This window comes from Alteromonas mediterranea DE (assembly GCF_000020585.3).
GTDB classification, from domain to species: domain Bacteria; phylum Pseudomonadota; class Gammaproteobacteria; order Enterobacterales; family Alteromonadaceae; genus Alteromonas; species Alteromonas mediterranea.
In genome coordinates, this window is record NC_011138.3 from 2,288,897 (window position 1) to 2,313,712 (window position 24,816).

General features: G+C 43.0%; 17 protein-coding genes. 15 read left to right on the top strand and 2 right to left on the bottom strand.

The features are described 5' to 3' along the window. Nucleotides 1-88 precede the first annotated feature (88 nt). The 4 genes from MADE_RS10160 to MADE_RS10170 are packed head-to-tail and all read left to right on the top strand — an operon-like array spanning nt 89 to nt 4,541. The gene (locus tag MADE_RS10160) at nt 89-1,513 is read left to right on the top strand and encodes a cryptochrome/photolyase family protein (RefSeq protein WP_012518505.1); all 1,425 of its coding nucleotides are present in this window, start codon (nt 89-91) and stop codon (nt 1,511-1,513) included. Nucleotides 1,514-1,516: 3 nt separating this feature from the next. Next, nucleotides 1,517-3,055: a cryptochrome/photolyase family protein gene (locus MADE_RS10165; RefSeq protein WP_012518506.1), complete on the top strand. Its 1,539-nt coding sequence runs from the start codon at nt 1,517-1,519 to the stop codon at nt 3,053-3,055. Next, on the top strand, nt 3,042-3,179 hold the full coding sequence (locus tag MADE_RS20240) for a DUF2256 domain-containing protein (protein ID WP_012518507.1): 138 nt from the start codon (nt 3,042-3,044) through the stop codon (nt 3,177-3,179). The genes MADE_RS10165 and MADE_RS20240 overlap by 14 nt, the downstream gene beginning before the upstream one ends. Before the next feature lie 54 nt (nt 3,180-3,233). Further along, complete coding sequence (locus MADE_RS10170) at nt 3,234-4,541, top strand: DUF2254 domain-containing protein (RefSeq protein ID WP_012518508.1); 1,308 nt, start codon at nt 3,234-3,236, stop codon at nt 4,539-4,541. A 1,019-nt stretch (nt 4,542-5,560) separates the two neighbouring features. On the opposite strand, the gene MADE_RS10175 is transcribed toward MADE_RS10170, so the two are convergent. Beyond that, a complete protein-coding gene (locus MADE_RS10175) occupies nt 5,561-8,620 on the bottom strand; it encodes a Tn3 family transposase (protein WP_012518510.1) in 3,060 nt (1,019 codons plus the stop codon). Nucleotides 8,621-8,819: 199 nt separating this feature from the next. On the opposite strand from MADE_RS10175, the gene MADE_RS19995 reads away from it, so the two are divergent. Next, a complete protein-coding gene (locus MADE_RS19995; RefSeq protein WP_012518511.1) occupies nt 8,820-8,999 on the top strand; it encodes a hypothetical protein in 180 nt (59 codons plus the stop codon). Between the two features lie 2 nt (nt 9,000-9,001). Beyond that, nucleotides 9,002-9,619 (top strand): SprT-like domain-containing protein, encoded by a 618-nt coding sequence (locus MADE_RS10180; protein WP_080663234.1) that lies wholly within the window; start codon nt 9,002-9,004, stop codon nt 9,617-9,619. A gap of 273 nt (nt 9,620-9,892) precedes the next feature. On the opposite strand, the gene cadR is transcribed toward MADE_RS10180, so the two are convergent. Next, nucleotides 9,893-10,309: a Cd(II)/Pb(II)-responsive transcriptional regulator gene (gene cadR / locus MADE_RS10185; RefSeq protein ID WP_012518513.1), complete on the bottom strand. Its 417-nt coding sequence runs from the start codon at nt 10,307-10,309 to the stop codon at nt 9,893-9,895. 82 nt (nt 10,310-10,391) lie between these two features. Between cadR and MADE_RS10190 the strand changes: the two genes are divergently transcribed. From MADE_RS10190 to MADE_RS10235, 9 genes are all read left to right on the top strand, one after another. Beyond that, nucleotides 10,392-11,009, top strand: coding sequence for a cation efflux transmembrane domain-containing protein (locus MADE_RS10190; RefSeq protein WP_012518514.1), 618 nt, complete (start codon nt 10,392-10,394; stop codon nt 11,007-11,009). A 451-nt stretch (nt 11,010-11,460) separates the two neighbouring features. Continuing rightward, on the top strand, nt 11,461-12,780 hold the full coding sequence (locus MADE_RS10200; protein ID WP_012518516.1) for a TolC family protein: 1,320 nt from the start codon (nt 11,461-11,463) through the stop codon (nt 12,778-12,780). Between the two features lie 14 nt (nt 12,781-12,794). After that, nucleotides 12,795-13,730 carry an efflux RND transporter periplasmic adaptor subunit gene (locus MADE_RS10205; RefSeq protein WP_012518517.1) on the top strand — a complete coding sequence of 312 codons (936 nt, stop codon included), beginning with the start codon at nt 12,795-12,797 and terminating at the stop codon, nt 13,728-13,730. A 60-nt stretch (nt 13,731-13,790) separates the two neighbouring features. Beyond that, nucleotides 13,791-16,925 (top strand): efflux RND transporter permease subunit, encoded by a 3,135-nt coding sequence (locus MADE_RS10210; protein WP_012518518.1) that lies wholly within the window; start codon nt 13,791-13,793, stop codon nt 16,923-16,925. Nucleotides 16,926-17,140: 215 nt separating this feature from the next. Further along, the gene (locus MADE_RS10215) at nt 17,141-18,043 is read left to right on the top strand and encodes a cation diffusion facilitator family transporter (RefSeq protein ID WP_023559718.1); all 903 of its coding nucleotides are present in this window, start codon (nt 17,141-17,143) and stop codon (nt 18,041-18,043) included. A gap of 22 nt (nt 18,044-18,065) precedes the next feature. Next, on the top strand, nt 18,066-18,443 hold the full coding sequence (locus MADE_RS10220; RefSeq protein WP_012518520.1) for a hypothetical protein: 378 nt from the start codon (nt 18,066-18,068) through the stop codon (nt 18,441-18,443). 69 nt (nt 18,444-18,512) lie between these two features. Beyond that, on the top strand, nt 18,513-19,877 hold the full coding sequence (locus MADE_RS10225; RefSeq protein ID WP_012518521.1) for a TolC family protein: 1,365 nt from the start codon (nt 18,513-18,515) through the stop codon (nt 19,875-19,877). A gap of 4 nt (nt 19,878-19,881) precedes the next feature. Then, on the top strand, nt 19,882-21,189 hold the full coding sequence (locus MADE_RS10230; protein ID WP_012518522.1) for an efflux RND transporter periplasmic adaptor subunit: 1,308 nt from the start codon (nt 19,882-19,884) through the stop codon (nt 21,187-21,189). Between the two features lie 15 nt (nt 21,190-21,204). Next, on the top strand, nt 21,205-24,414 hold the full coding sequence (locus MADE_RS10235) for an efflux RND transporter permease subunit (RefSeq protein WP_012518523.1): 3,210 nt from the start codon (nt 21,205-21,207) through the stop codon (nt 24,412-24,414). Nucleotides 24,415-24,816: the final 402 nt, after the last annotated feature.

Here is a 24,816-nt window from a genome sequence, read left to right on the forward strand (position 1 = left end):
TATTTACCGGATCCTGAATCCGGTTTAAGCCGTAATAGTTAAAATACGATAAATATTAGAAATAAGTGCAATATCTGAGGAAAAAAAAGTGACCATTCCTGTAAGCATTATGTGGTTTAGACAAGACCTTCGCGTAAAAGACAACCCTGCATTGAATGCAGCGTGTGACATGGGAAAAATCGTTCCCATCTACATATTTGATGAAAGTGCGCCAGATGGCAGAATGCCTGGCGGTGCAAGCAAGTGGTGGCTTCACCATTCGTTAAAATCTTTAAACAAACGGCTGAACGGTCATCTACAAATTTTTAAAGGCGATCCACAAACTCTCATTCCAAAGCTTATGGAGTCCTTTAATGCATCGTCTATCTTTTGGAACCGGTGTTACGAGCCATGGCAAATTAACCGTGACAAAGCCATTAAAAAGTCACTTCTAGGTAGTGACTACGAGGCGCATAGCTTTAACGGTAGTTCATTGTGGGAGCCAATGAAGGTACTCAAAAAAGATGGCACGCCTTATCGAGTTTTTACCCCTTACTACAAAAATGGCTGTCTACAGATTGAAGAGCCACGCTACCCGAAGGCACCTCCAGCACGTATTACCTATGCAGATGTTGACGATAACAGCGATGGCTTAGCCGCGTTAGCGTTGCTTCCGACCATAAAATGGGATGACACCATTGCCAAGGAGTGGACGCCTGGCGAAGATGGCGCGGCAGATAATCTGTCTGACTTTATTGAAAACTCAGCACGAAGGTATAAAGACGGCAGAGACATTCCTTCGGCGAAAGGAACTTCACGACTGTCACCGCATTTACATTTTGGCGAAGTGTCACCAAACCAAGTTTGGTATGCCATAAAAGATAGGTTCGGGACTAGCGAAGACAAAAGTATCGAGACTTATCTCAGTGAACTTGGTTGGCGAGAATTCAGCTATTACCTTCTGTTTCACTTTCCTACGCTACCGAATAAAAACTTCAACGATAAGTTTGATAAATTTCCATGGCGTACTGACGCAAAAGCGCTAAAAGCGTGGCAAACCGGTAATACAGGAATTCCTATTGTTGATGCGGGTATGCGTGAACTGTGGCAAACAGGCTACATGCACAACCGCGTTCGCATGATTGTGGGGTCATTTTTAGTCAAAAATTTGTTATTGAGCTGGCATGAAGGTGAACGCTGGTTTTGGGATACCTTACTTGATGCCGACTTAGCCAGTAATAGCGCTAGTTGGCAATGGGTAGCAGGCTCAGGGGCAGATGCCGCACCGTACTTCAGAATTTTTAATCCCATCCTCCAAGGTGAAAAGTTTGATAAGAAAGGCGGCTATGTTCGTCAATATTGCCCCGAACTAAATGGACTGTCTGATAAATACATCCACAAGCCCTGGGAAGCACCATCTGCTATATTGAAAGAGGCGGGTGTTGAGCTTGGTAAGGATTACCCTAAGCCTATTGTTGATTTAAAGGCATCACGCCAGCGAGCACTAGACGCGTTTCAAACATTAAAAGAGTAGGGTATGGCAGCACTTATTTTAGTCCTAGGTGACCAGCTCACCGACTCATTACCAGTAATAGCGGGCGCCGTAAAAAGCAAAGACACCATTCTTATGGCAGAAGTGCGGGAAGAAGCTACCTATGTAAAGCATCATAAAAAGAAGATCGCTTTCCTGTTTAGTGCCATGCGTCATTTTGCTGCACATTTGCGCGACAATAACTATCAGGTTAACTACGTCCACTATACCGATGAAGGCAACCAGGGTGATTTACTTGCACAAGTAAAGCATACGTTAAGTCGGCAGCACTTTGATGAAGTTAAGGTAACTGTGCCTGGGGAATATCGGCTGCTTAAAAGCATGCAGCAGTGGCAAAATCAACTAGGTATACCCGTTACTATTTGCGAAGATAATCGCTTTTTCTCTACCCCCAATGAATTTAGTGAATGGGCCGATGGAAAAAAGCAGCTTCGCATGGAGTTCTTTTATCGGGAAATGAGGCGCAAGCACAATGTGTTGATGGATGGCAAAAACCCTATTGGGGGGAAATGGAACTATGACGCGCAAAATCGCGAGTCTATGCCTGAAACCCAAAAGGTGCCAAAACACACCACATTCGCTATTGACGATATTACTTCAGATGTTATCGAATTAGTAAAAAGTGAATTCAGCGAACATTTTGGCGATATTGATAATTTTCACTTTGCGGTCACGCGAAAAGATGCACTCAGCGTTTTGAACACCTTCATCGAAGAGAGGCTACCAAATTTCGGTCAGTATCAAGACGCTATGGTCGAGGGAAAGCCTTGGCTTTATCATTCACATATCGCGTTCTACTTAAACTGTGGCCTTCTTACACCGAAAGAAGCCATTCAAGCCGCCGAACAAGCCTACCACGCAGGGCAAGTGCCGCTAAATTCTGCGGAAGGGTTTATCCGACAAATTCTGGGATGGCGCGAGTATGTTCGCGGTTTCTATTGGCACTTCATGCCTAACTTGAAGACCGATAATTACTTCGATAATAGTAGAGCGTTACCTTCTTTTTTCTGGGATGCGCAGACCAACATGAACTGTATGCGTCAGTGCATTAAAGAGACTCAGCAAAATGCCTATGCTCATCATATTCAACGGCTAATGGTAATAGGCAATTTCAGCTTGTTAACCGAACTGAGCCCTGAAGAGGTACAAGCTTGGTATTTGCTGGTTTATGCCGATGCTTATGAATGGGTTGAACTACCCAATGTCGCGGGAATGATTTTGTACAGCGACGGTGGAAACTTAGCAAGTAAACCCTACGTCGCTAGCGGTAGCTACATTAATAAAATGAGCAATTACTGCAAAAACTGTGGCTATCAGGTGTCGAAAAAGACAGGGCCCAAGGCTTGCCCCTTCAACTACCTATACTGGCATTTCATTGATAAACACAAAGAAAAGCTTAGCAACAATCATCGTATGGCAATGATTTATAAGACCTATGGGCGGATGAAAGAAGAAAATATAGAGACTATGAAGCAGGATGCAGCAATATTCTTAACTAAGCTTACCAACGATGAAGAAGTCTAATTTACCTTCCAAAATATGCCCCGTTTGCGACAGGCCATTCACATGGCGCAAGAAATGGGAAAGAGATTGGGAGAATGTGAAGTACTGCTCCAAACGTTGTGCTTCTGCGAAAAAGCCAAGGTGAATCAAAAATAGAGTAACGCACGTATCAAGAGAATTGAACAATAAGAGTAAAAGAATGGAAGCCCCAATTACCGTAGACAAATTAAGATTTCTCATTTACAGCTTTAAAGAGAAGTTGTGGTTAAAGCCGCTTGTATTTTGTGTGCTATCACTTATCGCTGTATTTATCGCAAAAGTTGTCGACGGCACGTCAGTTGCTGAACATATTCCTGAAATAAAGTCTGAGTCGGTAGAGACATTACTGTCAATCATGGCGTCTAGCATGATGGTAATTGCCACATTCTCTGCAGGAACTATGGTTAACGCCTATGCTTCAGCCAGCCAATCTTCAACGCCGCGCTCGTTAAGCCTAATTATTTCCGATGACGTTTCACAAAATGCACTGTCTGTTTTCATTGGTGCATTCATTTATAGTGCTGTTGGCATTACTGCTATAAGCCACGCTTTTTTCGAAAAAGCTGGGGTCTTTATCTTATTTTGTTTAACGTGTTTGGTCTTCGCTGTTGTTATTTTAACCTTTATACGTTGGGTAGACAGCGTGGCTCGATTGGGCCGTGTCGGCTCCACGTTACTAAAAGTTGAACACGCCACTGGGCGCGCCATAAGCAATAGAATTGAAGCGCCATGTTTAGGTGCAGTGCCGCAAGATGAAATAAAAGAGCAGGGGAGTCATGCCATTTACACGAATGAGGTTGGCTATATTCAATTAATTGATATCGCAAAACTGCACAAGTGGGCCCAAACCAATGGTAACTTTGTAAATGTGGCCATGCTTCCGGGGGAATTTGTTACACCCGATAAGCCCATCGCGTTCGTAAAGTATAATGCAGATTTCGAAGACATTATCAGCGCTTTTAAAATAGGCGAAGCTCGCTCTTTCGAAGCTGACCCGCGCTTCGGCTTTATTGTTTTGGCAGAAATTGCATCTCGTGCTTTATCGCCATCGGTAAACGATCACGGTACGGCTATTAACGCCATTAGCAGTATTACGCGGCTTTTACTTATCTGGTATAAAAATGCCGAACAAGATAGTCGTCAAAACGAGCGTAAAAACATTAAGCCTAAAACTCAAGATAACGGCAAACCACATTATAAGTATGATGCCGTATCTGTCCCGGCATTAAATGTAGATGACTTGTTTGATGATGCTTACACCAGTATAGCGCGCGATGGCGCGGCTAACATTGAAGTAGCGATACGTATTCAAAAGTCACTTAATACGATAAAAGCCTGTTTTGATCGCGTAGATAACACGTTTGTTAAGGCCGCCAATAAATTAGCAATACAAAGCTACGAACGCAGTAAAATGGCGCTAAGCTACGAGGAAGATGTTAAGCGATTAGACAAGGTTTTTAAAAATTAGCAGTAACGCGCAATAAATAACTGGCTTATTTAATTTAATTGTAAGTTTACCAGCTTTTTATATAAACAAAGCCAGGCCATAATTGTGTTTAGTATGACGCCTGGCTTTTTCTTTTTAAGCGTGAACGTTCCTTAAGCCAACCTCAAAAACTCTTCACTTAAAGCACAGTATAAAGCGCGCCTGTCACATTCTCACTCAATCTCTATCTGAATTTCTAATCAGTCGCCGCCATGAGTAGAATTTCATACCGTGACGCTACGTGAATAAAATTAAATAATCAGGGTAATCATGCTGCACATTTTACGTAGCGTACGATTCAATTAATTACGCCTAAATCAAATAATCTGAGCGCTTTTAAATTAAAAGTACTGCTGTAAGCGAAACGTTCACGCACAAGCGTAAACGCCAACGCAGCAGCCACGCATAAAAGTCTGTAAGTAATCACAGCCACAGCCAACAAAACATCCGAATAGAGCGACATCAATGGCCTAATCGCCCATACACTCAATTACGCATAATGTATATTATGTTAAATAGGATATGTAAATACTCTAATAAAAAGAAAATTAAAGCACTATTAATTAGTGCGTTATTAGATGTAGATATTTAAAGCGTTATGAATGGTTTACCGCTGATTAGGAATTAAAAGGTTCTGGTTATAAAACACGAGTTTAAATATAGGTTTTGTTCGTTACGTTTTATTTCTTAAATAAATCTAGCAAACCTTTTATAACCGTATATTTGAGAATGAGTACTACTCGATAGGTTTTAAAAGGCTTCGGTTGATAATAAAGAATACAAGGCTACAATCTTTGTAATCTATCGATAACAATCTTATTTAGTACTTAATACAAAGCACGCTATCTAAATAAGTAATACTTGTTAGGCTAAGTAAAGTGATAAATATAAGGTATTGAGATTAAAGAAATACTCGTTAATAGGCTGAACTACCGTTTAGGTCACTAATTTACGATATTATAATATAAGCCATTGATTAAAATGGCTTAATATTACAAAAATTAAATTGATACGTCTCTCATTTGCTTTAATGTAGATCCAAATTGGCTTCGCACAACTGGGTTAAATTCATATATACCCATAAAGTTAACGTGCGCCCAAGCGATAACAGAGCCAGTCAATATTGATTCAATGACATTCATACGTTCGTCATGTGAATCAAGAGACAAACAATAGTCAGACAAAAATAAGTAGTTCCATAGAATAATCATATTGCGTAACAAGGTATTACTGGCCATGACCAATTGAATCTCGTCCTGCAGACCGACTTGTAACTTACCGTTTCTTCCAAACAGTACTTTGTCTGCAAGTTTTTGACCTAACTCGACTCTGTTAAGCTGCTTCTGAATATTTTGCCTGAGCGCTTCATCGTCTACATAGTTTAAAATGAAGTGGGTCTTTAGCAAGCGTCCGAATTCTTTAAAGGCTTTATATAGTGTGTTGTCTCGCTCACTACTGGATAACATTTTTAACATTTGTGAAGCACTGCAGCGCTTCAATTTCATAGACGCCATAAGCCTTAATATATCATCCCAATTTTCCAATATAAGTTTCTTATTGATTTGCGTCTTTGGCGCTAATGGCGAATCAGAGTATTTGCTGGTTGTTTTAGACTCATAAGCATAAAGAGTCTGATGATGAACATTTTTAATGCGTGGTGCAAAAGACACGTCCATGAAATGCAAGCCCGCAAAAACAGCTTCAGTATAACCATGCGTGTCGGTGCTATGAAAGTGCTCCTCTGTATCGTCTTGCATTAATGCAGGTTTTGATGAAACTAACCCTTCAAGGACATAAGGCGCCTCGCGATCTGATGACGTTAATACATTGACATGAAAAAATGACTGCTTTTCGTCAAGAAAACTATTAACGCTTATCCCTTGTTCTTTGCCGTAATATTTGTATGAATAATTTGCAAGCAAAGAGTTCACGTTAACCACAACTTTCTTACCATCGCTACTTGAATGTAGTCTCCCATCATTTTCATTATATATGGTGGGTAAGGAGAGCGATTGGATCGTTTTGACTAAAAGATCATTTGCTCGTTGGAAATTTTGAGCAGATATCCATGAATTTTCAGTATCTTTTAACGCTTTTTCTGAAAATAACTTACTTGCCCTAGCAAGCTCTGTATGACCCAGGTTTGTCCCTAAACTTAATATTGTGGCAAACAGTAAGCGCACGTCTACTTCAGATTTACCAGCACGTGGAAGACGATTACGAAAACAGCCTGAAAAATCAGTATGCCGGTTTATTTCGAACATGACATCTTGAAGCGTAATTGAGCGGGAAGCTCCCAACAGCGTGGGTATGTATTTCGCGATTGAAAATTCGGGGTCTGGATATTTAATCCGCCAAGTACCATCTTCTTTTGTCGAAAAATGTGAGTTTTCATTGTTGTTAATCCGCTTAATGACGTCCTCAAATTTTCTCGTTACGCTCTGACCAATGTCGGCAAGTAACGCTTTTCCATCTGAAAACTTTTCAAGCGATGCTGCTGCCAACAGCCTTTTTCGATGATGACTCCACTCTTCGATACCAATCATATAACTTGGCGTTTGTCTGTAACGATAGGAATAAGTTAACGTTAATGACTTGTTCTTTAGTCCCTTCGCCACGCTCATGAATAGGAACGCCCGATATTTGTTTATTGGATTGATATCGTCTTCTTCATTTAGGTGAGCCAATTCGATTTTACTTAAGAACGCAGTAGGTGAGTCTTCATCAATACTTTTTGGCTGGGATAAGTAGAAGGTTATGGCATCTAACAGTCCTTGATCTTTGCTTTGCTTGTCAAAGCTCATAGACTTAATAAGCGGACCTAATGTGCGCTGGAGTTTAATGCTGTTTTCAAACAGCGAGCGATAATAATCAGCATGGGTAGCTAGTTTAGTAATACTGTTTCCAACACGTTCAATATGCTTTTCAAAATCAGGGTTTTCGGCATTAAAAAAAGCACTTATTAGCTGGTGTGCGCGCTCGTTTCGTTCTTCAAAAGACAAATCCGCATCTTGGGTGATGGAATATACTAGCTCTAACACTCTCTTGGCATCTTTTGCACTATTTAGTACCGATTTATTAGCCTCAAGTGTACTGACTCGTTGCTCGTCGCGTTTGGTCCGCTCATTACCTTTTGCTTTGTTTGTAAATTGTTTAACTACTTTTAAAATAGCATCAGCAGAAAAATCATGGCGCTTATAAAACTGATCATAAATAAAAGACAAATAGTAAAGCGACTGTTTGTTGTCATTTTTCAATCGCCTAATTTCATCGTTGTTCCCTAAGTAGATCGCATCTGAAAAATGCTTAATCGCTTCGTCTGTGAGCCCCATTTTTTTGTAAACAGGTGATAGTTCAAAAAAGTGCTCGCCAAACACCTGTAGTATTGCCGCATTTTGATTGAGGATCCTCTGGCCAAGGCCTTGATCGATTCTTTTTAGATCTCTGATGCTATATAGATGCGATTGAGCAGAAAAAAACTGCAACAGCGACTTTTTCTTTTTGAGTGATAATGACTTTTCAACCAAATCAAGCATCCGTGTTTCATAAGAATGAAAAGCAGTCGAGATAATGTCAACAAACTGATTATATGAGGGGATTTCGACGCGACGCATCCAACAATAAGAGACAAGTGCAAACAACATATCTTCTTTGTTCATGCGGATGGATACTAAGCTGTCTGCATGTGTTGCTAATAGTGCATTCGTGTTAGATGTCATCGCTTGCCAGTTGTATTGCGCAAGTATTTGTTTCTTTTGCCGAGAGGCAATTTCTGGCGAATACGTCGATAAATCAATAGTGCTTTTAAGTGATAGTACTTTTGTTGCCCTTTTTATATCGGCGTCAATATAGCGACTTGTTTCAAAAAACCGTCCCTTTGCTTGAAAGTAGGCCTTTGACACTAAGTAACCAACCTTGGCAACGTCAGATTGCATTTTGTTCAATATCTTTTTAGTTTCGACATCTAAAGTGAAATAGCCAATAGTTGCTTCTTTCGTTAGTTTTGGTACGCTATCGAACGCTCGCTTTCTCGCTGAAGAAAGTACTTTCATTTTCGCCATTTTATCATTCCTTTTAGTTATTAAAATCAACCTATCAATTACGTTATCTTTAAAAACGTGCAGTGTGCACTGTTGAAATATAAAGAAATGGTAATTAAAAAAGCAATATATATAACTGTATGGTCTTACTAAGCGTGTCATTTTCGTGTAGTGTACAAAAGATAATGTGTCAATAATTCACGGATGTTCATCAGCAAAAATGTCGCCCACTAACGAACTCTACGCGCCTCTGATAAAGGCATTTGACCACTTTAATCGCGCATTATTTAATAACGAATTGCCGCCTGTCATTTTTACTGTCCAGCGTAAGAAGAATGTGATGGGGTTCTTCGCAGCAAAACGGGGGGGAATGCGCAAGGTGAGCTCTGCAGTGAGTTAAGTATCAATCCTTCCTATTTTGCTTCGTCGAGAATAATAGAAGTTTTTCAGACCTTGGTTCATGAGATGGTGCATGCATGGCAATTTCATTTTGGTCTGCCCAGCGAGGGTCATTACCATAATAAAGAGTGGGCGCAGAAGATGATGGACATAGGCTTGATGCCCTCAGATACTGGGGAGCCGGGTGGGGCGATTGTCGGACGCAATATGAGCGACTTTATTATGAAGCAGGGCGCGTTTATGCAAGCGGCTAACGAGCTTCTAGATGACAAAACATTCAATTTACGCTGGGTTGACCGCTTAGCCCTACCTAAACTTCATGAGCCGATAATTGTTGATAATCCAGTATTTAAACCAAATTCGCAAGTTGAACACTGCGCTCATGCAAGTGATCTCATAAATGCAAACGTCATTTCGCTGCGGGATGAAGCGCAGTTCGCATCATTTGCATCTAAGCGCGAGGGCCTTACGTCAATGCCGGATACTTTTTTAATCCCAGAAGTAGCAAAACGCCAAACACGGTCAAAGTATACGTGCCCTGGGTGCAGCACTAAAATTTATGGCAAAGCGTCGCTAAATGTTATTTGCGGTGATTGCGAGTTACCCTTCACAAAGGAATAACCGCTAAACAGGTAGCAGACGATACATACTTTGGTGACGCATTAAAAAAAATGGCGACATCGCAATACTCAACACTCTCTTGCTGTTAAACCAAGACCAACTCTTTCAAAAATTTATATATTTGCACCCAAAACCGATGCTGAAGCCATCACTAACCAGATTGCAGGCGATGATATTGAAGCGAAAAGTGGCGGCGTGCATAAATAGACAAAAAATAAGCAACAGGCTCTGTCGCTTATAAACTAAGTAAACAGTATCAATTTTTATTATTATTTAATTGGATGACGTTCTAGAAGTAACGATATTATCCAACTGCTGTAAGACGCCGCAGTCTTTTACTTTTTTATCATCCTCACAAGCTGAACGAAATGAAAGAAGTGTCTTTTGTAATGCATTCAACTCAATGATGCGACTTTCGATATCCTCAATATGCTTATCAATTGTCGCATTGACACTCTCGCAACTGCTCTCTGGGTTAGCTCGTGTTTTTAGAACCAAATTAATTTCTTCAATCGTCATATCCAGCGCTCGGCATTGCTTAATAAACAGCAACTGCTTTAGCGCTTCGTCCGAGTAAAGTCGATAATTCGATTGCGTGCGCTGTGGTGCTGCTAACAACGCCTTTCGTTCATAAAAGCGAATAGTTTGAATACTTAGGCCTGTTTTATCTGCTAACTGTCCTATTTTCATTTTTCTTTACCTGATGCGCTTGACTCTATACCAAGTATATACTTTATACTAATGTTTTTCATCAGTAAAGAGTGTGTTTCCAATGAGCGGATGTGGGTGCGAAGTTGAAATAAAAGACCAGTCTCAACGACAGGTTTTGTATTGGCTTTTGGGAATAAACGCGACAATGTTTGTTATTGAAATGGGGATCGGGCTGCTTGCTGATTCAACCGCATTAATAGCCGATTCACTTGATATGCTCGCCGACGCAGTTGTCTATGGTGTTGCCCTTTATGCTATTGGTAAGTCGCTATTACACAAAGCGAATGCGGCTAGAATTAGCGGCTTTTTTCAGATGGCACTGGGTCTGTTGATTATCATTGATATTGTAAGACGGTCAATTTACGGTAGCGAACCTGTATCGGGACTAATGATGGCTATGGGGGCAGTTGCACTGGTTGCTAATGTCATTTGTCTTGTGATCATACGCAAACAAAGAAATGAAGAAGTGCATATGCGGGCAAGCTGGATATTTTCAGCCAACGATGTGATTGCCAACTTAGGCGTTATTTTTGCTGGCGTTTTGGTGTTTTGGCTCGATTCTCGATGGCCTGATCTGGTTATCGGTGTGATAGTTTCGTGCGTTGTGTTGCGCGGGGCAAAAATGATCCTCGAAGATGCTGGAAATGAAAGACAGCGAGCGCTTAATGCGCAAAGTTGATAAGAACATGCCAATTTTTAATTGCACATCAAAATTGCGTAGGTTGGCATGGCTACTTATTACTTTGCTCATGTGTCAATCGGGCTTTTCGTTCGCCGCTCAATGCGATGACTACCCGGCGGAGGTATCGTCAGCCCCTGAACAATCAAAGTCCATAGGCACTTATGATGTTCCCGAAAAAAATGTAAATGCTGATGATACGTCGAGTGAAGAGTCTAAGTGTTTCCATTGTGTGCTGTGTCAATGTGGACAGATTAAGTTTCTGGCACAACACCCAATAAATGACGTAGCTAAACCGTTATGTACCAATCAATATAGTTATTCCCGCAACGTCACTGACGGCCTAGTCAAAGGCCTTTTGCGCCCACCTCAACATTAATCCATTCCCTCCTATATGTTTGCATGGGCGCTATCCATGTATGTCGTTATCTTATGAAAAAAAGGTTCTTTTATGAGTTCTTCTCGCCCATTGGGCATAAAAAAAGCTAGCTCAGCGTATCTGAAATTGATATCTGCTGTACTGGTAACCATGAGCATATCTGTTCAATCTGCCAATGCACAAAAGTCTTCAATCACGCTTGAAAATGCGCTCAAACGCACATTATCAAACAACCCAGATTTAATTGTGTTCGAATTTAAATCTTCGGCTTTGGATGGTGAATCAAAAATGGCCAGCTTACGACCTGAAATGTCAGTTGGGGTTGAAGTTGAAAATGTGTTGGGAACAGGCGAAGTGTCTGGTATCAGAGATGCCGAATTGACACTGACCCTATCGTCGGTCATCGAACTGGGCGATAAAATCAGCAGCCGAGTGAATGTGGTGAGTACAAAAAAAGCACAACTGCTTTCTCAACGGCGCATTCGTACGCTGGACATCCTAGGTGAAACAACTCGACGATATATCAATGTCATTGTCCAACAAGCGTTGCACAAGACTGAGCAACGAGCTGAAATGCTGGCTCGCACAATGCTTCAGACAGTCACTACACGGGTTGAAGCGGGAGCCTCTTCACCACTTGAGAAAAAACGTGCAGAGTCAGCGTTGTCGCAGGCGCGTTTGTCGTTATTGATAAGTGAACAAAAACTCAATGAGTATAAACGCGACCTGGCCATCATGTGGGGTGACACTACCGCTGAGTTTACAGAAGTTGAAGGGACACTGTTATCGTTTCCAAATTCACTATCACTTGAGCATATCCTTTTACAGCTTCAAAGCAATCCACACGTTCTGCTTTATGCTGATAACTATCGGGTACAAGAGGCCAGATTGAGAGTGGTTCAGGCCAGTCAGCAGTTCGACATTGCGTGGGAAGCCGGTATCCGAAGAATGCAGGGAATTGATGACACAGCGTTAGTCGCCAGTATTTCGGTGCCGTTAAATACCAAGCAGCGGAATCTAGGTGAATACGAACAACAGCGCGCATTGCTTGACAGTATAGACTATCAAAAACAAGCGAAAATTCGTGAACTCACTCGCCAATTAAATCAAGTCATTAGCGCAAAAGACCAAGCCTTGCTCACTGTTACGACCCTTCAAGACAATGTCGTCCCAACATTGGAATCTGCATTGAAATTGGCGCGGGATGGCTATGAAAGTGGTCGCTACAACTATATAGAGTGGGTGACAACGCAACAGCAACTCATAGATATGCAACGAACACTGATAAAAGCCGCAGGCTTAGTTCACCTTCGAAGCGCAGATCTGGAAGCACTTACAGGTCTTCCAATTTTTACGACGTCCCCGTCGACTTCTGCTCAATCATCACAATGAATAGAGAAAAAATAATGAATAAATCACAATTTACATTAGTTACTAGCGCACGTGACTTGCTTGGCATGTTAGTCATGCTAGTTACTTTACTGTTTGCTTCTGTCGCCCTGGCAGATGATGACGATGAGGAAGCCGAAGAAAGACCCGAGTACGTAGTGTTATCTCAAGAACGGATGCTTGAACACGATATCGTGACTGCATCGGCCGCATCAGGAACATTATCGCTCACAACCAGAACCTTTGGGCGGATAGTTCATGATCCTGCGTCACTGAGTCATATTCGTGCCCGCTTCGACGGTGTTGTAAAACGTATCATGGTGAATATTGGAGATAAAGTAGAAAAAGGTGACACGCTGGCAATCATTGAGTCAAACGAGAGTTTAAATCAATACTCAATCACCTCACCGATGTCTGGAAAAATCATAGCTAGACACGCCAATGATGGTGAGCTCACCAACGGTCAAGTGCTGCTTTCTGTTGCTAATTACTCTCGCGCAATTGCTCAATTGGCTATTTTCCCCAAACAACGTACTCATATTGCCGCTGATATGGAAGTCACTTTAAGGCTTGAGGAATTGCAGCAACAATCAAGTATAAGCCACATTACGTCCTCACCGGATGACAAACCCTATTCTATCGCGTTTGTGAACGTTGATAATGGCAGTGGTTATTGGCCTTTAGGCGCTATGGTAGAGGGTTATATTCAGATTGGTTTCCAAGAAGTCAATCTGGCACTCCCCAAAAGTTCAATACAAGAGTTAGATGGGCAAACCATTGTTTTTGTCAAAGAAGGGGAACGATTTTACCCCCGCCAAGTAAAACTTGGGAACACGGACAACCGTTTAGTAGAGATTGTGAAGGGCGTTCAAATAGGCCAGCAAGTCGTTGTAGAAAATAGCTATCTACTAAAAGCTGATTTATTAAAAATGGAGGCGGGCGATGATGACTAATTACCTGCGCATTTATTGTCAAAAGCAAAGCCAAGTCCATAAAAACGGTGAGGTGAGAGCATGATTGCACGAATACTCCGTCTATCCATTGAGCGCCGTGGTGTCATGATGTTGTTCGCCTTGTTTGTCGCCTTTTTTGGTATGTACAGTTACAAACAACTGCCGATTGATGCTGTGCCTGATATCACCAACGTGCAAGTGCAGATAAATACCGCAACCCCAGGTTACTCGCCTTTGGAGACTGAGCAACGCATAACGTTTATAGTTGAAACCTCGCTGGCCGGTTTGCCTAATTTATCGTATACCCGCTCGATATCACGCTATGGCTTGTCGCAAGTCACAGTCGTGTTTAAAGAGGGCACCGATTTATATTTCGCACGAAATCTCGTCAACGAGCGTCTCACCGCCATCGCGGCGCAATTGCCAACAGGGTTAACCCCTGAAATGGGCCCTATCGCCACAGGCTTGGGTGAAATTTACATGTACTCGTTAAGTGCTGAGCCTCAGGCGCGACAGGACAACGGTCAACCCTATGATGCTATGGCATTAAGGGAGATCCATGATTGGGTAGTTAAGCCCCAATTGTCGCTTGTTGAGGGGGTGACCGAGGTTTATGCGATAGGCGGATTTGAAAAGCAATATCATGTGAATCCTAATCCAGTCGCAATGATAAACTTTGGGATAAGTACAGGTGACCTTCTCAGTGCGCTAGAACGCAACAATGCGAATCAAGGCGCTGGTTTTGTAGAACAAAATGGGCAACAAGTACTGATCAGATCGGAAGCCCAACTGAAGGGCATCGACGATATCGGCCAAGTGGTTGTTAAGATCATTGATGGCGTACCGGTAAAAATTCAAGACATCGCCCAAATCAACCTCGGTAAAGAGCTGCGCTCTGGAGCCGGCACGTTAAATGGCCAAGAAACAGTGATTGGCACGACAATGATGTTAGTGGGAGAAAACTCTCGTACGGTCGCCAAAGCTGTGGACAGTAAGCTCGAAACCATTAAAACAAGCTTACCCGAGGGCGTTATCCTTGAAGCGGTTTACGATAGAACAAGCCTCGTTGACAAAACCATCGACACAGTACAGAAAAACCTCGTCGAGGGCGCTTTACTTGTCATCGTTGTGCTATTCGTTTTGCTTGGGAATGTGCGAGCTGCACTTATTACAGCCGCTGTAATACCCATGGCAATGCTTGCCACGATATCGGGTATGGTCAAAACCGATGTGTCTGCTAACTTAATGAGTTTAGGCGCACTGGATTTTGGCTTGATTGTCGATGGCGCAGTTATCATTGTTGAAAACTGTATCAGACGATTATCCGAATCCCAGAAACAAAACGGCGCTACTCTACCGCTCAAAGAAAGGCTGAATGTTGTTTATGAAGCCACTAATGAAGTCATACGTCCCAGTTTGTTTGGTGTATTGATCATTACCATTGTTTATATCCCCTTGTTCACGCTCACTGGCGTCGAAGGTAAAATGTTCCACCCCATGGCAGCGACCGTGATAATGGCTTTGCTTGCCGCAATGGTATTTTGTTTTACCGTAGTGCCTGCGGCGATAGCAATTTTCATGAGAGGTAAAATTAGCGAAAAAGAAAGCCCAATTATTAAAGGTGCAAAGGCAGTCTATCGTCCTGTTTTAACCGGAGCGCTGCGTTTTAGATGGCTAGTGGTAGTAGCAGCGAGTGCTTTGGTTGTCGGCAGTTTATGGATGGGCAGTAAATTAGGCTCGGAGTTTATTCCTCAGCTCAATGAAGGTGATATCTTAGTACAGGCGATACGCATCCCTGGGACAGGGGTAGAACAAGCAGTTGAAATGCAAAAAACTCTTGAAGCGAAACTTATGCAGTATGAGCAAGTACAGACGGTATTCGGTCGCACGGGTACGGGTGAGGTCGCCACCGACCCTATGCCACCAAACATTACTGATACGTTTGTTATTTTAAAGCCTAGGGAGCAATGGCCCGATCCATCAATGACAAAAGCTGAGTTAGTGAAAACGTTTGAAGAGGACTTGTTTACTTTGCCCGGCAATAATTATGAATTTACGCAACCTATACAAATGCGTTTTAACGAATTGATTAGTGGCGTAAGGGCAGATTTGGGGATAAGGCTATTTGGGGATGACTTAGATACGCTCTTTGCATCTGCTTCTGACATTTTGACCGTTATTTCAACGATTGAAGGGGCTGATGACGCGAGGCTTGAGCAGGTAGAAGGCATTCCAATCTTCACCGTCACACCAAAGCCTGATCAATTGGCACGCTTTGGTTTGGATATAGCCGACTTGCAGTTATGGCTCAATGCTGCGACAGGTGGAGAAACCGCTGGAATGATTTTTGAGGGCGACAGACGCTTTAAAATTGTCGTGCGATATGCCGACGACATTCGAAATGAACTCACTCAGCTTGAGACCATTCCCATAGTCACGCCCTCTGGTGAGCATGTACCAATGAGCGAATTAGCCACACTTGCATTTAAAGAAGTACCTAGCCAAATAAGCCGGGAAAATGGCAAACGTAGTATTGTTGTCACAGCAAATGTGCGTGACAGAGATATTGGCACTTTTGTTGAGGAAGCTCAGGCGAGAATTAATGATGAAGTAAATTTACCTGCTGGTTATTGGCTCGACTATGGTGGAACCTTTGAGCAGCTCGAAAGTGCGAGTCAACGATTGACGATTGTGGTACCGGTTACGTTGTTTGTGATTTTGACTATGCTGGTAATTGCGTTTGGTTCAATACGTGATGCGTTAATTATCTTCACAGGTATCCCTTTGGCATTAACAGGCGGTGTAATGTCTCTTTGGTTAAGGGATATGCCTTTATCCATATCCGCGTCGGTAGGGTTTATCGCACTGTCTGGGATTGCCGTATTAAACGGATTGGTAATGCTGTCATTCATCAAGCAACGTTTGCTAGAAACCGGAGAATTAGTGAATAGCATTGTTGAAGGGGCTCTTATTCGCTTGCGTCCGGTATTAATGACAGCATTAGTTGCAAGCCTTGGATTTGTGCCCATGGCGCTGAATACGGGCATAGGTGCAGAAGTGCAAAGACCGTTGGCCACTGTTGTGATTGGCGGCATTTTGTCCTCGACACTGCTTACTTTGGTTGTTCTACCAGTTCTCTACAGAATTGTGTATGGGAGACATCTAACTAAATTGACGATTAATCACGCTAGTTAATAATAGTTATGGAGAAGGTCGATTCCTAGTATCGACCTTTGAAATACAAACGCTGAAAAGTAATAGTTGATGGTGTCATTGGTTTTTTATAACTATATCGGTAATACTGTTAAGAAAATGAATAGGACGCTCCAAGCAACTACATTAGATATGTAGGAGGGGCTTTATGAACTTTAGTAAAGAAGCAAAACATCATGTGTTTAAAAGGTTAAATCATGCACAGTCACAATCATAGTCACGACCATTCACATGGGCGTTCGAGTGATGCGTCAAAGCGTATTGGTTGGGCGTTTTTCCTAAATGTGGTGTTCACCATTATCGAGTTTATTGGTGGCTGGCTAACGAACAGTACCGCTATTATGGCGGACGCTGTTCATGATTTAGGCGATAGTTTATCGATTGGCACCTCATGGGGCTTAAACAAGCTCAGTGATAAAGATGCTAATCGTACATTTTCGTATGGCTATAAACGATTTTCACTTCTGGGGGCGTTAATTAATGGTGTTGTGCTGACTATTGGTTCCGTTTGGATACTATTTGAAGCCATTCCCAGGCTGGCCGAGCCTGAGATGCCGCAAGTGGAAGGAATGCTGTTATTGTCGATTTTTGGCATGGCAGTGAATGGCTTTGCTGCTTATAAACTCAGTGAGGGTAACTCGCTCAACGAGCGCGTGCTCAATTGGCACCTACTCGAAGATGTCCTGGGTTGGGTGGCCGTATTTATCGTATCGATTGTATTGATGTTCAAGCCTTGGGCGATTTTAGATCCCATTTTATCCATCGGTTTTACCTTATTTATTCTTTTCAATGTGATCCGTAATTTAAAACAAACCTTAATGTTGTTTTTGCAAGCCACGCCCGATAAAGCGCAACTTGAACGCATCCGAGATGATTTGTTGTCAAATGAACACGTCAGTGACCTACACCATTTTCATATTTGGTCGCTCGATGGTGAGCGCAATGTGATGACCGTTCACTTAGTGTTAGTTGGAGATGTGTCCACAGAGCATATTCAAACGCTTAAAAATGACGTACAGCACTCACTCAAGAAATATAATTTTGAGCATACGACAGTCGAGTTTGAGTTTGCGGATGAACAATGCCGTGACGAGGCGTAAAGCAACTGATAGACTACTTGAGATGAAGAAACTTAAACGAACAAGCTACATCATGATCATGCTGATCGTATTTCAGTCGTTTTCTGCTGTAGCTAATTCATTGGATTTTCATGCAATAGACACTGAACACCTGCAACACGAGCATGATCATGCCGAGCATAGCAGCAACGCCTCGGTAAGCCCTGAAATAGATATCAGTGAAGATGACGCAAGGGGTCACCATAATCCTGCCGATTGCCACCACTGCGGACACTGCCACGGCTCACATGCCCAATGGGTAGGTCATCACAGCATCAATAACCTTAATGAGGTGGCGTCCGGCCACAACTTCAACTATTTGGATGCAGTCTTAGACGCAGCCATCAACCGCCTATTACGACCACCCAAATACCAATCCTAGGAAGTATATTGATTGCATCGCGGAACGTGTATCCGCGTTGTCCGTTTTTATCATATTTTAGGATTTATTATGAATTTCACTCATCGTAATGAGCGTGACCAATTATTCATGTGGTCACTTTTCGTCGCGCGATGTATTTTCACGCGAAACACTCAGGCAGAATCAACCAATGTATACAAGGCTCTTGATTCAACGATATTTAACCGACTTAAACTTTTATGCGCTTGCGTATTGTTTCTTCCATTTTTTGCTCACGCTCAAAATCAAAGCTGGGAAAACTGGTTATCATCGCAGATAAATAAACATCCCAACATTATAGCGGCTAAAGAACAATTGTTCAGTACTGGGGCGCTTGCGGAAGCTTCTGAGCAAGCACTTTATAACCCTGAATTGTCAACTGATTATGCGCGAAATGGCGATAACAATGACTACAGCGTAGGTATTGAACAGACAATCGACCTTTGGGACAGGCAAGGCGCAAGGCGACAAAAAGCCGGTTTTATGCGCACTGCTGCACAAGCTCAATACCAAGAAGTCGTTTTAAACAAATCAGCCGATGCTATCGACGCATTAATTAATTGGCATGCAGCAAAACGCGCAGCGTCTATTGCCAAATCACAACAACAGCAACTTAATTCGTTACTTGAATTAGTCGAAATACGCCAAGAAGCCGGTGATCTAGGCAGTATCGATGCAGAGCTTACCTTTTTGTCGTTGTCGAAACAATTTGCTCAGGTGGCGGGATCAGAGGCTCAACTTCAAATGGCCGAAGCAATAGTGCGTGAGTTACTTCCTGATTGGGAGCCAGAGCGAGGGCGGATACCGGACGAGTTTTGGCCTTCTAAAGTTGCATATCCGTCTGATGAAGAATTACTAAAGCACCCCAAAATAGCTAAAGCTTATGCGCAATGGCTCACGCAAAAAGAAGAAGCAGAAGTCACTAGACGTAATGCAAAAGCAAATCCTACTTTTGGTATTAATGCGGGGCGGGAAGAGCGAGAAAACGTCGTTGGACTGACCTTTTCTATACCGTTAAACATTCGTAATAATTACAGTGCAGAAACTCGTTCCGCTGAACGAATGGCGTTAGAAACCGAAGCACGTTTTAGAGCGCAGTATCAGAAACTACGTTTCGATTTACAAGGTGCGTTTGGCGCATGGCAAAGCTACAACCAGCAGTTTTCACAATGGCAATCGCTCGTAAAGAGTCGCATCGAGAGTAGTGCTAATTTGTTAGAAAAGCAGTGGCGAAGTGGCGATTTATCAACAACTAATTACCTGCTAGCACTGAATCAACGCGCAGAAAGCTTACTGTCTGGCATAGAGCTGGAAAAGCAAACGCGCATAGCATTGAAAAATCTCATGCTGCAATCAGGTCGCCTTATCGACTTGCCCCCAGTTCAACACGATTTCTCTATTGATCATCAGGATTAACAAAATGAATAAAACAGTATTAGCAGTTTTCATCGCCTCATATGTCGGCGCTGCACCAAGTTTCGCACAAGAGTCTGATCAAAAGCATGCTCACAATGAAACGGTAACAAGAATTGATAAAAGCATACAAGATAAGCATGACGAACATACTGATGATGGTCATGAAGAACATGAACTACAAGATGGTCAAAAGCATGATGAGCACGGAGGCGAGGGGGCCGATGAACATGATGATCACGAAAGCGAACATGCTCATGATAAAGGTGAAAGCGAGAATAAAGACGATGAAGAGCATGATGAATCTGCTTCTGCATCGCTAGACTCCAATCAAATGGCATTAGCCAACATTAAAGTAAGCACACTAAGCCCCAAAATTGTCAATTATACTTTGTATGCACCGGGTGAAATATTATCAAACGGCTATAGCAGTTATCGAGTATCACCCAGAGTGGCATCCGTTGTCACGCGTCGTCATGTGGCATTGGGAGACAGGGTAAATAAAGGCCAAGTGCTTGTCACGCTTTTTAGCGAAACCGTTGCGCAAGCACAAGCCAATTACCGAACAACATATCCAGAATGGGAAAGAGTAAAAGGACTTGGTCGAAAAACTGTTGGAGAGCAGCGCTACATTGATGCAAAAGCTAATTTTGAAGCGGCTAGTGCAGTATTAATCTCATATGGTTTATCCGATGCAGATTTGAAAACGCTCACCTCACAGCAATCAATAGCATTAGGAGAATATAGCTTACGTGCTGAAATTGATGGCGCGGTACTCAGTGACTCGTTTGAACAAGGTCAGCGTATTGATGCGGGAGAACCGTTGATCTCGTTGGCAGATGAAAGTGAACTTTGGGTAGAAGCGCATCTACCATCGAATATTAACCTGCGGCTAGGAGCAGGTTCTCCGGCACAAATCAAAGTGGGAGACTTCACAGTTGATGCAACAGTTACACAAGAGGCACATACCATTGACCCTGTTACTCGAACGAGAACGGTTCGGCTATTAGTGAGCAACCCTGAACATCGTTTGCATCCAGGCCAATTTGCCGAGGTGTATTTCCGTTTTCTGACTAAAATGCCGGTAATGGCTGTTTCAGAGAGTGCGCTAATGCGTGGTCCTGATGGAGACTGGACGGTATTTGTAGAAGATCATCCTGGCGAGTTTTTACCCGTCGAAGTTGAACTTGGAAGAGCGCTTGGTGGCTTGCGTGAAATTACCGGTGTAGAGCCGGGTTCACGCGTAGTAAGCGAGGGTGCTTTTTTTGTGGCATCACAAATCGCTAAAGGCGGTTTTGACCCACACAACCACTAATTAGGAGGAGTCTTTATGTTTAATAAATTAATTGATTGGGCTGTTACTAGTCGTTTATTAGTGGTGATTGCTCTGACAACGTTAATAGTCAGCGCGGTTTTTGTTATTCCGAAACTGAATTTGGATGCATTTCCAGATGTCACCAATGTGCAAGTATCTGTCAATACAGAAGCACCGGGATTAGCTGCCGAAGAAGTAGAGCAGTTAATTACTTATCCAATAGAAGCGGTGATGTATGCCTTACCTGATGTGATGGAAGTGCGCTCTATTTCTAAAACAGGTCTTTCAGGTGTGACCGTTGTGTTTAGCGAGGGCACAGATATTTATTTTGCACGTCAATTGGTATTCGAGCGTCTGCAAGCGGCTAAAGAGTTAATTCCCGAGGGCGTCGGTACGCCAGAAATGGGACCCAACACATCAGGATTGGGGCAAGTGTATCAGTATCTATTGTTGGCTGAGCCCGATTCAGGCCTAGACGCTATGGCGTTGCGTAGTTTAAATGATTGGGTGGTGAAATTGCTGCTGCTTCCTGCCGATGGCGTAACGGATGTGCTCTCTTTTGGTGGGGAAGTACGCCAATACCAAGTTAACCTCAATCCATCTCAATTACTTGGATATGGCTTGACTCAAGATATAGTGATGGAAGCACTTGAGCGGAATAATACCAATGTGGGGGGGTGGTATATGAACCGAGGGCAGGAGCAACTTGTGATAAGAGGCACTGGCTGGTTAGATCATGGCGAGGAAGGGTTAGAGCAATTACGTCAGGTACCTTTAAAAACCGTAGACGGAACAACGATTACTGTATCCGATGTGGCGAACGTTGAGTTAGGTAGCGAAATTCGTCAGGGTGCTGCCACCATGACCAGAAAAGACGCCGACGGTAACATTCAAAACTTAGGTGAAGTCGTCTCAGGCATTGTACTTAAGCGCATGGGAGCTAACACGAAAGCCACAATTGATGGCGTCAATGCTCGTATTCAGCGAATTAACCAAGCATTGCCTGATGGCGTGAGTTTTGAAGTATTCTACGATCAAGCTGACTTAATTACTCAAGCCGTGGATACGGTTGTAAATGCGCTAATGTTAGCGTTCGTATTTATTATTGTTATTCTAGCTTTATTTTTGATGAATCTACGAGCCACGTTTTTAGTCCTGATTTCGATCCCTATTTCTATTGGTATTGCCTTAATGGTCATGTCGTGGTTTGGACTTTCTGCCAACCTTATGTCGCTTGGGGGCATTGCAGTGGCAATCGGCATGCTAGTAGATGGCTCAGTGGTAATGGTTGAAAACATGTTTAAACACTTGACTCACACTGATGCTGAGCATGATCACAAGAGACAATTGGGTGAACATGTTGAAGATGATGATCCATTAGACTCGTCCCATGATACGCACGGTATCGCTTTGCGATTACAAGAAGCGGGCAAGGAGGTAGCCCGGCCTATCTTCTTCGCAACAGCCATAATCCTTGTGGTATTCATGCCTTTGTTTAGCTTTGAAGGCGTTGAAGCAAAATTATTTCAACCAATGGCTATTAGTATTATGTTGGCCATGCTTTCGGCGGTATTAGTTGCACTGATTATTGTACCGGCATTGGCGACGTATCTATTTAAAAAAGGCGTGAAACCACGAGAAAGCGTTGTGTTGAAACCTTTAGACGCGGGGTATCGCAAAGGGCTATCGTGGGCAATTTTGCATAAAAAAGTAGTGATTGGAATTGCTGCAATTATGGTAGTCGCTGCTGGTGTAGTGCTTCCTCGGCTTGGCACAGAGTTTGTACCAGAACTGGAAGAGGGCACCATTAACTTGCGTGTTACTTTAGCGCCTTCATCTAGTTTAGATACTGCCCTAGAGGTATCCCCGAAATTAGAGAATATATTAATGGGGTTTCCAGAAGTCACCTATACGTTGTCGCGTATCGGTCGCGCCGAAATAGGGGGTGATCCAGAGCCGGTGAACAATATCGAAATTTATATTGGACTAAAGCCTGTGCCTGAATGGACAAGTGCAAATAACCGTTATGAACTGCAAGCGTTAATGGAAGAAAAAATGGAGCAACATCCGGGTTTGCTTTTCAATTTTTCTCAACCTATCGCGACAAGGGTTGACGAGTTATTGTCGGGAGTTAGAGCGCAGCTAGCCATTAAATTGTTTGGGCCTGACCTCAAAGTTCTAGCTGAAAAAGGCCAGGCCATTGAAGCATTAGTAAAAGAAGTTCAAGGTGCACGAGATGTTGCAATGGAACAAATTGCCGGAGAATCTCAGCTCATTGTGACACCGAATCGTCGAGCTCTGTCGCGCTATGGATTGGCCGTGGGTGATGCAATGGAACTTGTACGCGAAGGTTTAGGTGGAGCCAGTGCTGGTCAAATCATTAATGGTAATGAGCGATATGATATTTATGTCAGGCTTGCTGAACAATTCCGAAATGACAGTCAAATGATAGCTGACTTGCGTTTACAAGCTCCATCGGGTGCTTGGGTTCGTTTGGGGGACGTGGCTGAAGTGACTATCGCCTCTGGTCCACCGCAAGTAAGACGTGATGACGTGCAGAGGCGAGTTGTGATCCAGGCGAATGTTCAAGGTCGAGATATGGGTAGCGTTGTGGCAGATATTCGCAAATCTATTGATGAGAAACTAGCACTGCCTACAGGGTATTCGGTGGATATTGGCGGTCAATTTGAGAATCAGCAACGAGCGCAGAAGCGACTATCATTGGTTGTGCCACTTTCTTTGGGGTTAATAGCTTTATTATTGTACTTTGCTTTTGCTTCATTTGGTCAGGCAATGTTGATACTTGTAAATGTACCATTGGCTGTTATCGGGGGGGTATTTTCACTTTGGTTATCAGGTCAATATCTTTCTGTGCCGAGCTCCGTAGGTTTTATTACCCTATTCGGCGTAGCGGTGTTAAACGGAGTCGTGATGGTAGAAAGCATCAATCAGCGTGTTGCAGACGGGTTATCGGTATCTGACGCCGTATTTGATGGTGCTACATCAAGACTGCGCCCTGTATTGATGACAGCGATTACATCTGCGCTAGGCCTTATTCCAATGTTACTGTCTAATGGCGTTGGTGCTGAAATCCAAAAGCCTTTAGCGAGTGTAATCGTTGGTGGCTTGGTAACCGCTACATTTTTAACTCTATTTGTATTACCTGTGCTATTCGCCTGGTTTTCAAAAGGGAAGTTAAAAGATATGGCAAGAGCGCCTTCCTAAGCTCAGCTGGCCTGCTGTGTGCGATGAGCATCGGCAGGCTGATTATCACTTTATAAGGGGTTCACCCATTAAGCTGCCCTGTCAAGTAAACAATAATATGCGTTTCCCCTTGGTTCTGGCGGTTCAAGGGTTTTCGATGTCCAATATCCGCCTCTATTCATCTCGTTTTTTAGTCGGACAGCGTCTATTCTTGCTCGCACCAGTCTACCGCATTAATCATTGCAGAAAACGCCAATTAGATCTGTTCCAGGCTAGGGGAATTGGACACTATTCTGGCATCACTTGAACACCAGTTCAGGTGAGACTTAGCACACTTTTTCCCTGATTTCGAGAATTCAATGTTTAAGTAAATCGGAATACGACCGTCAATCTAGAACTCCCGTTTTAACGTCATACAATTCA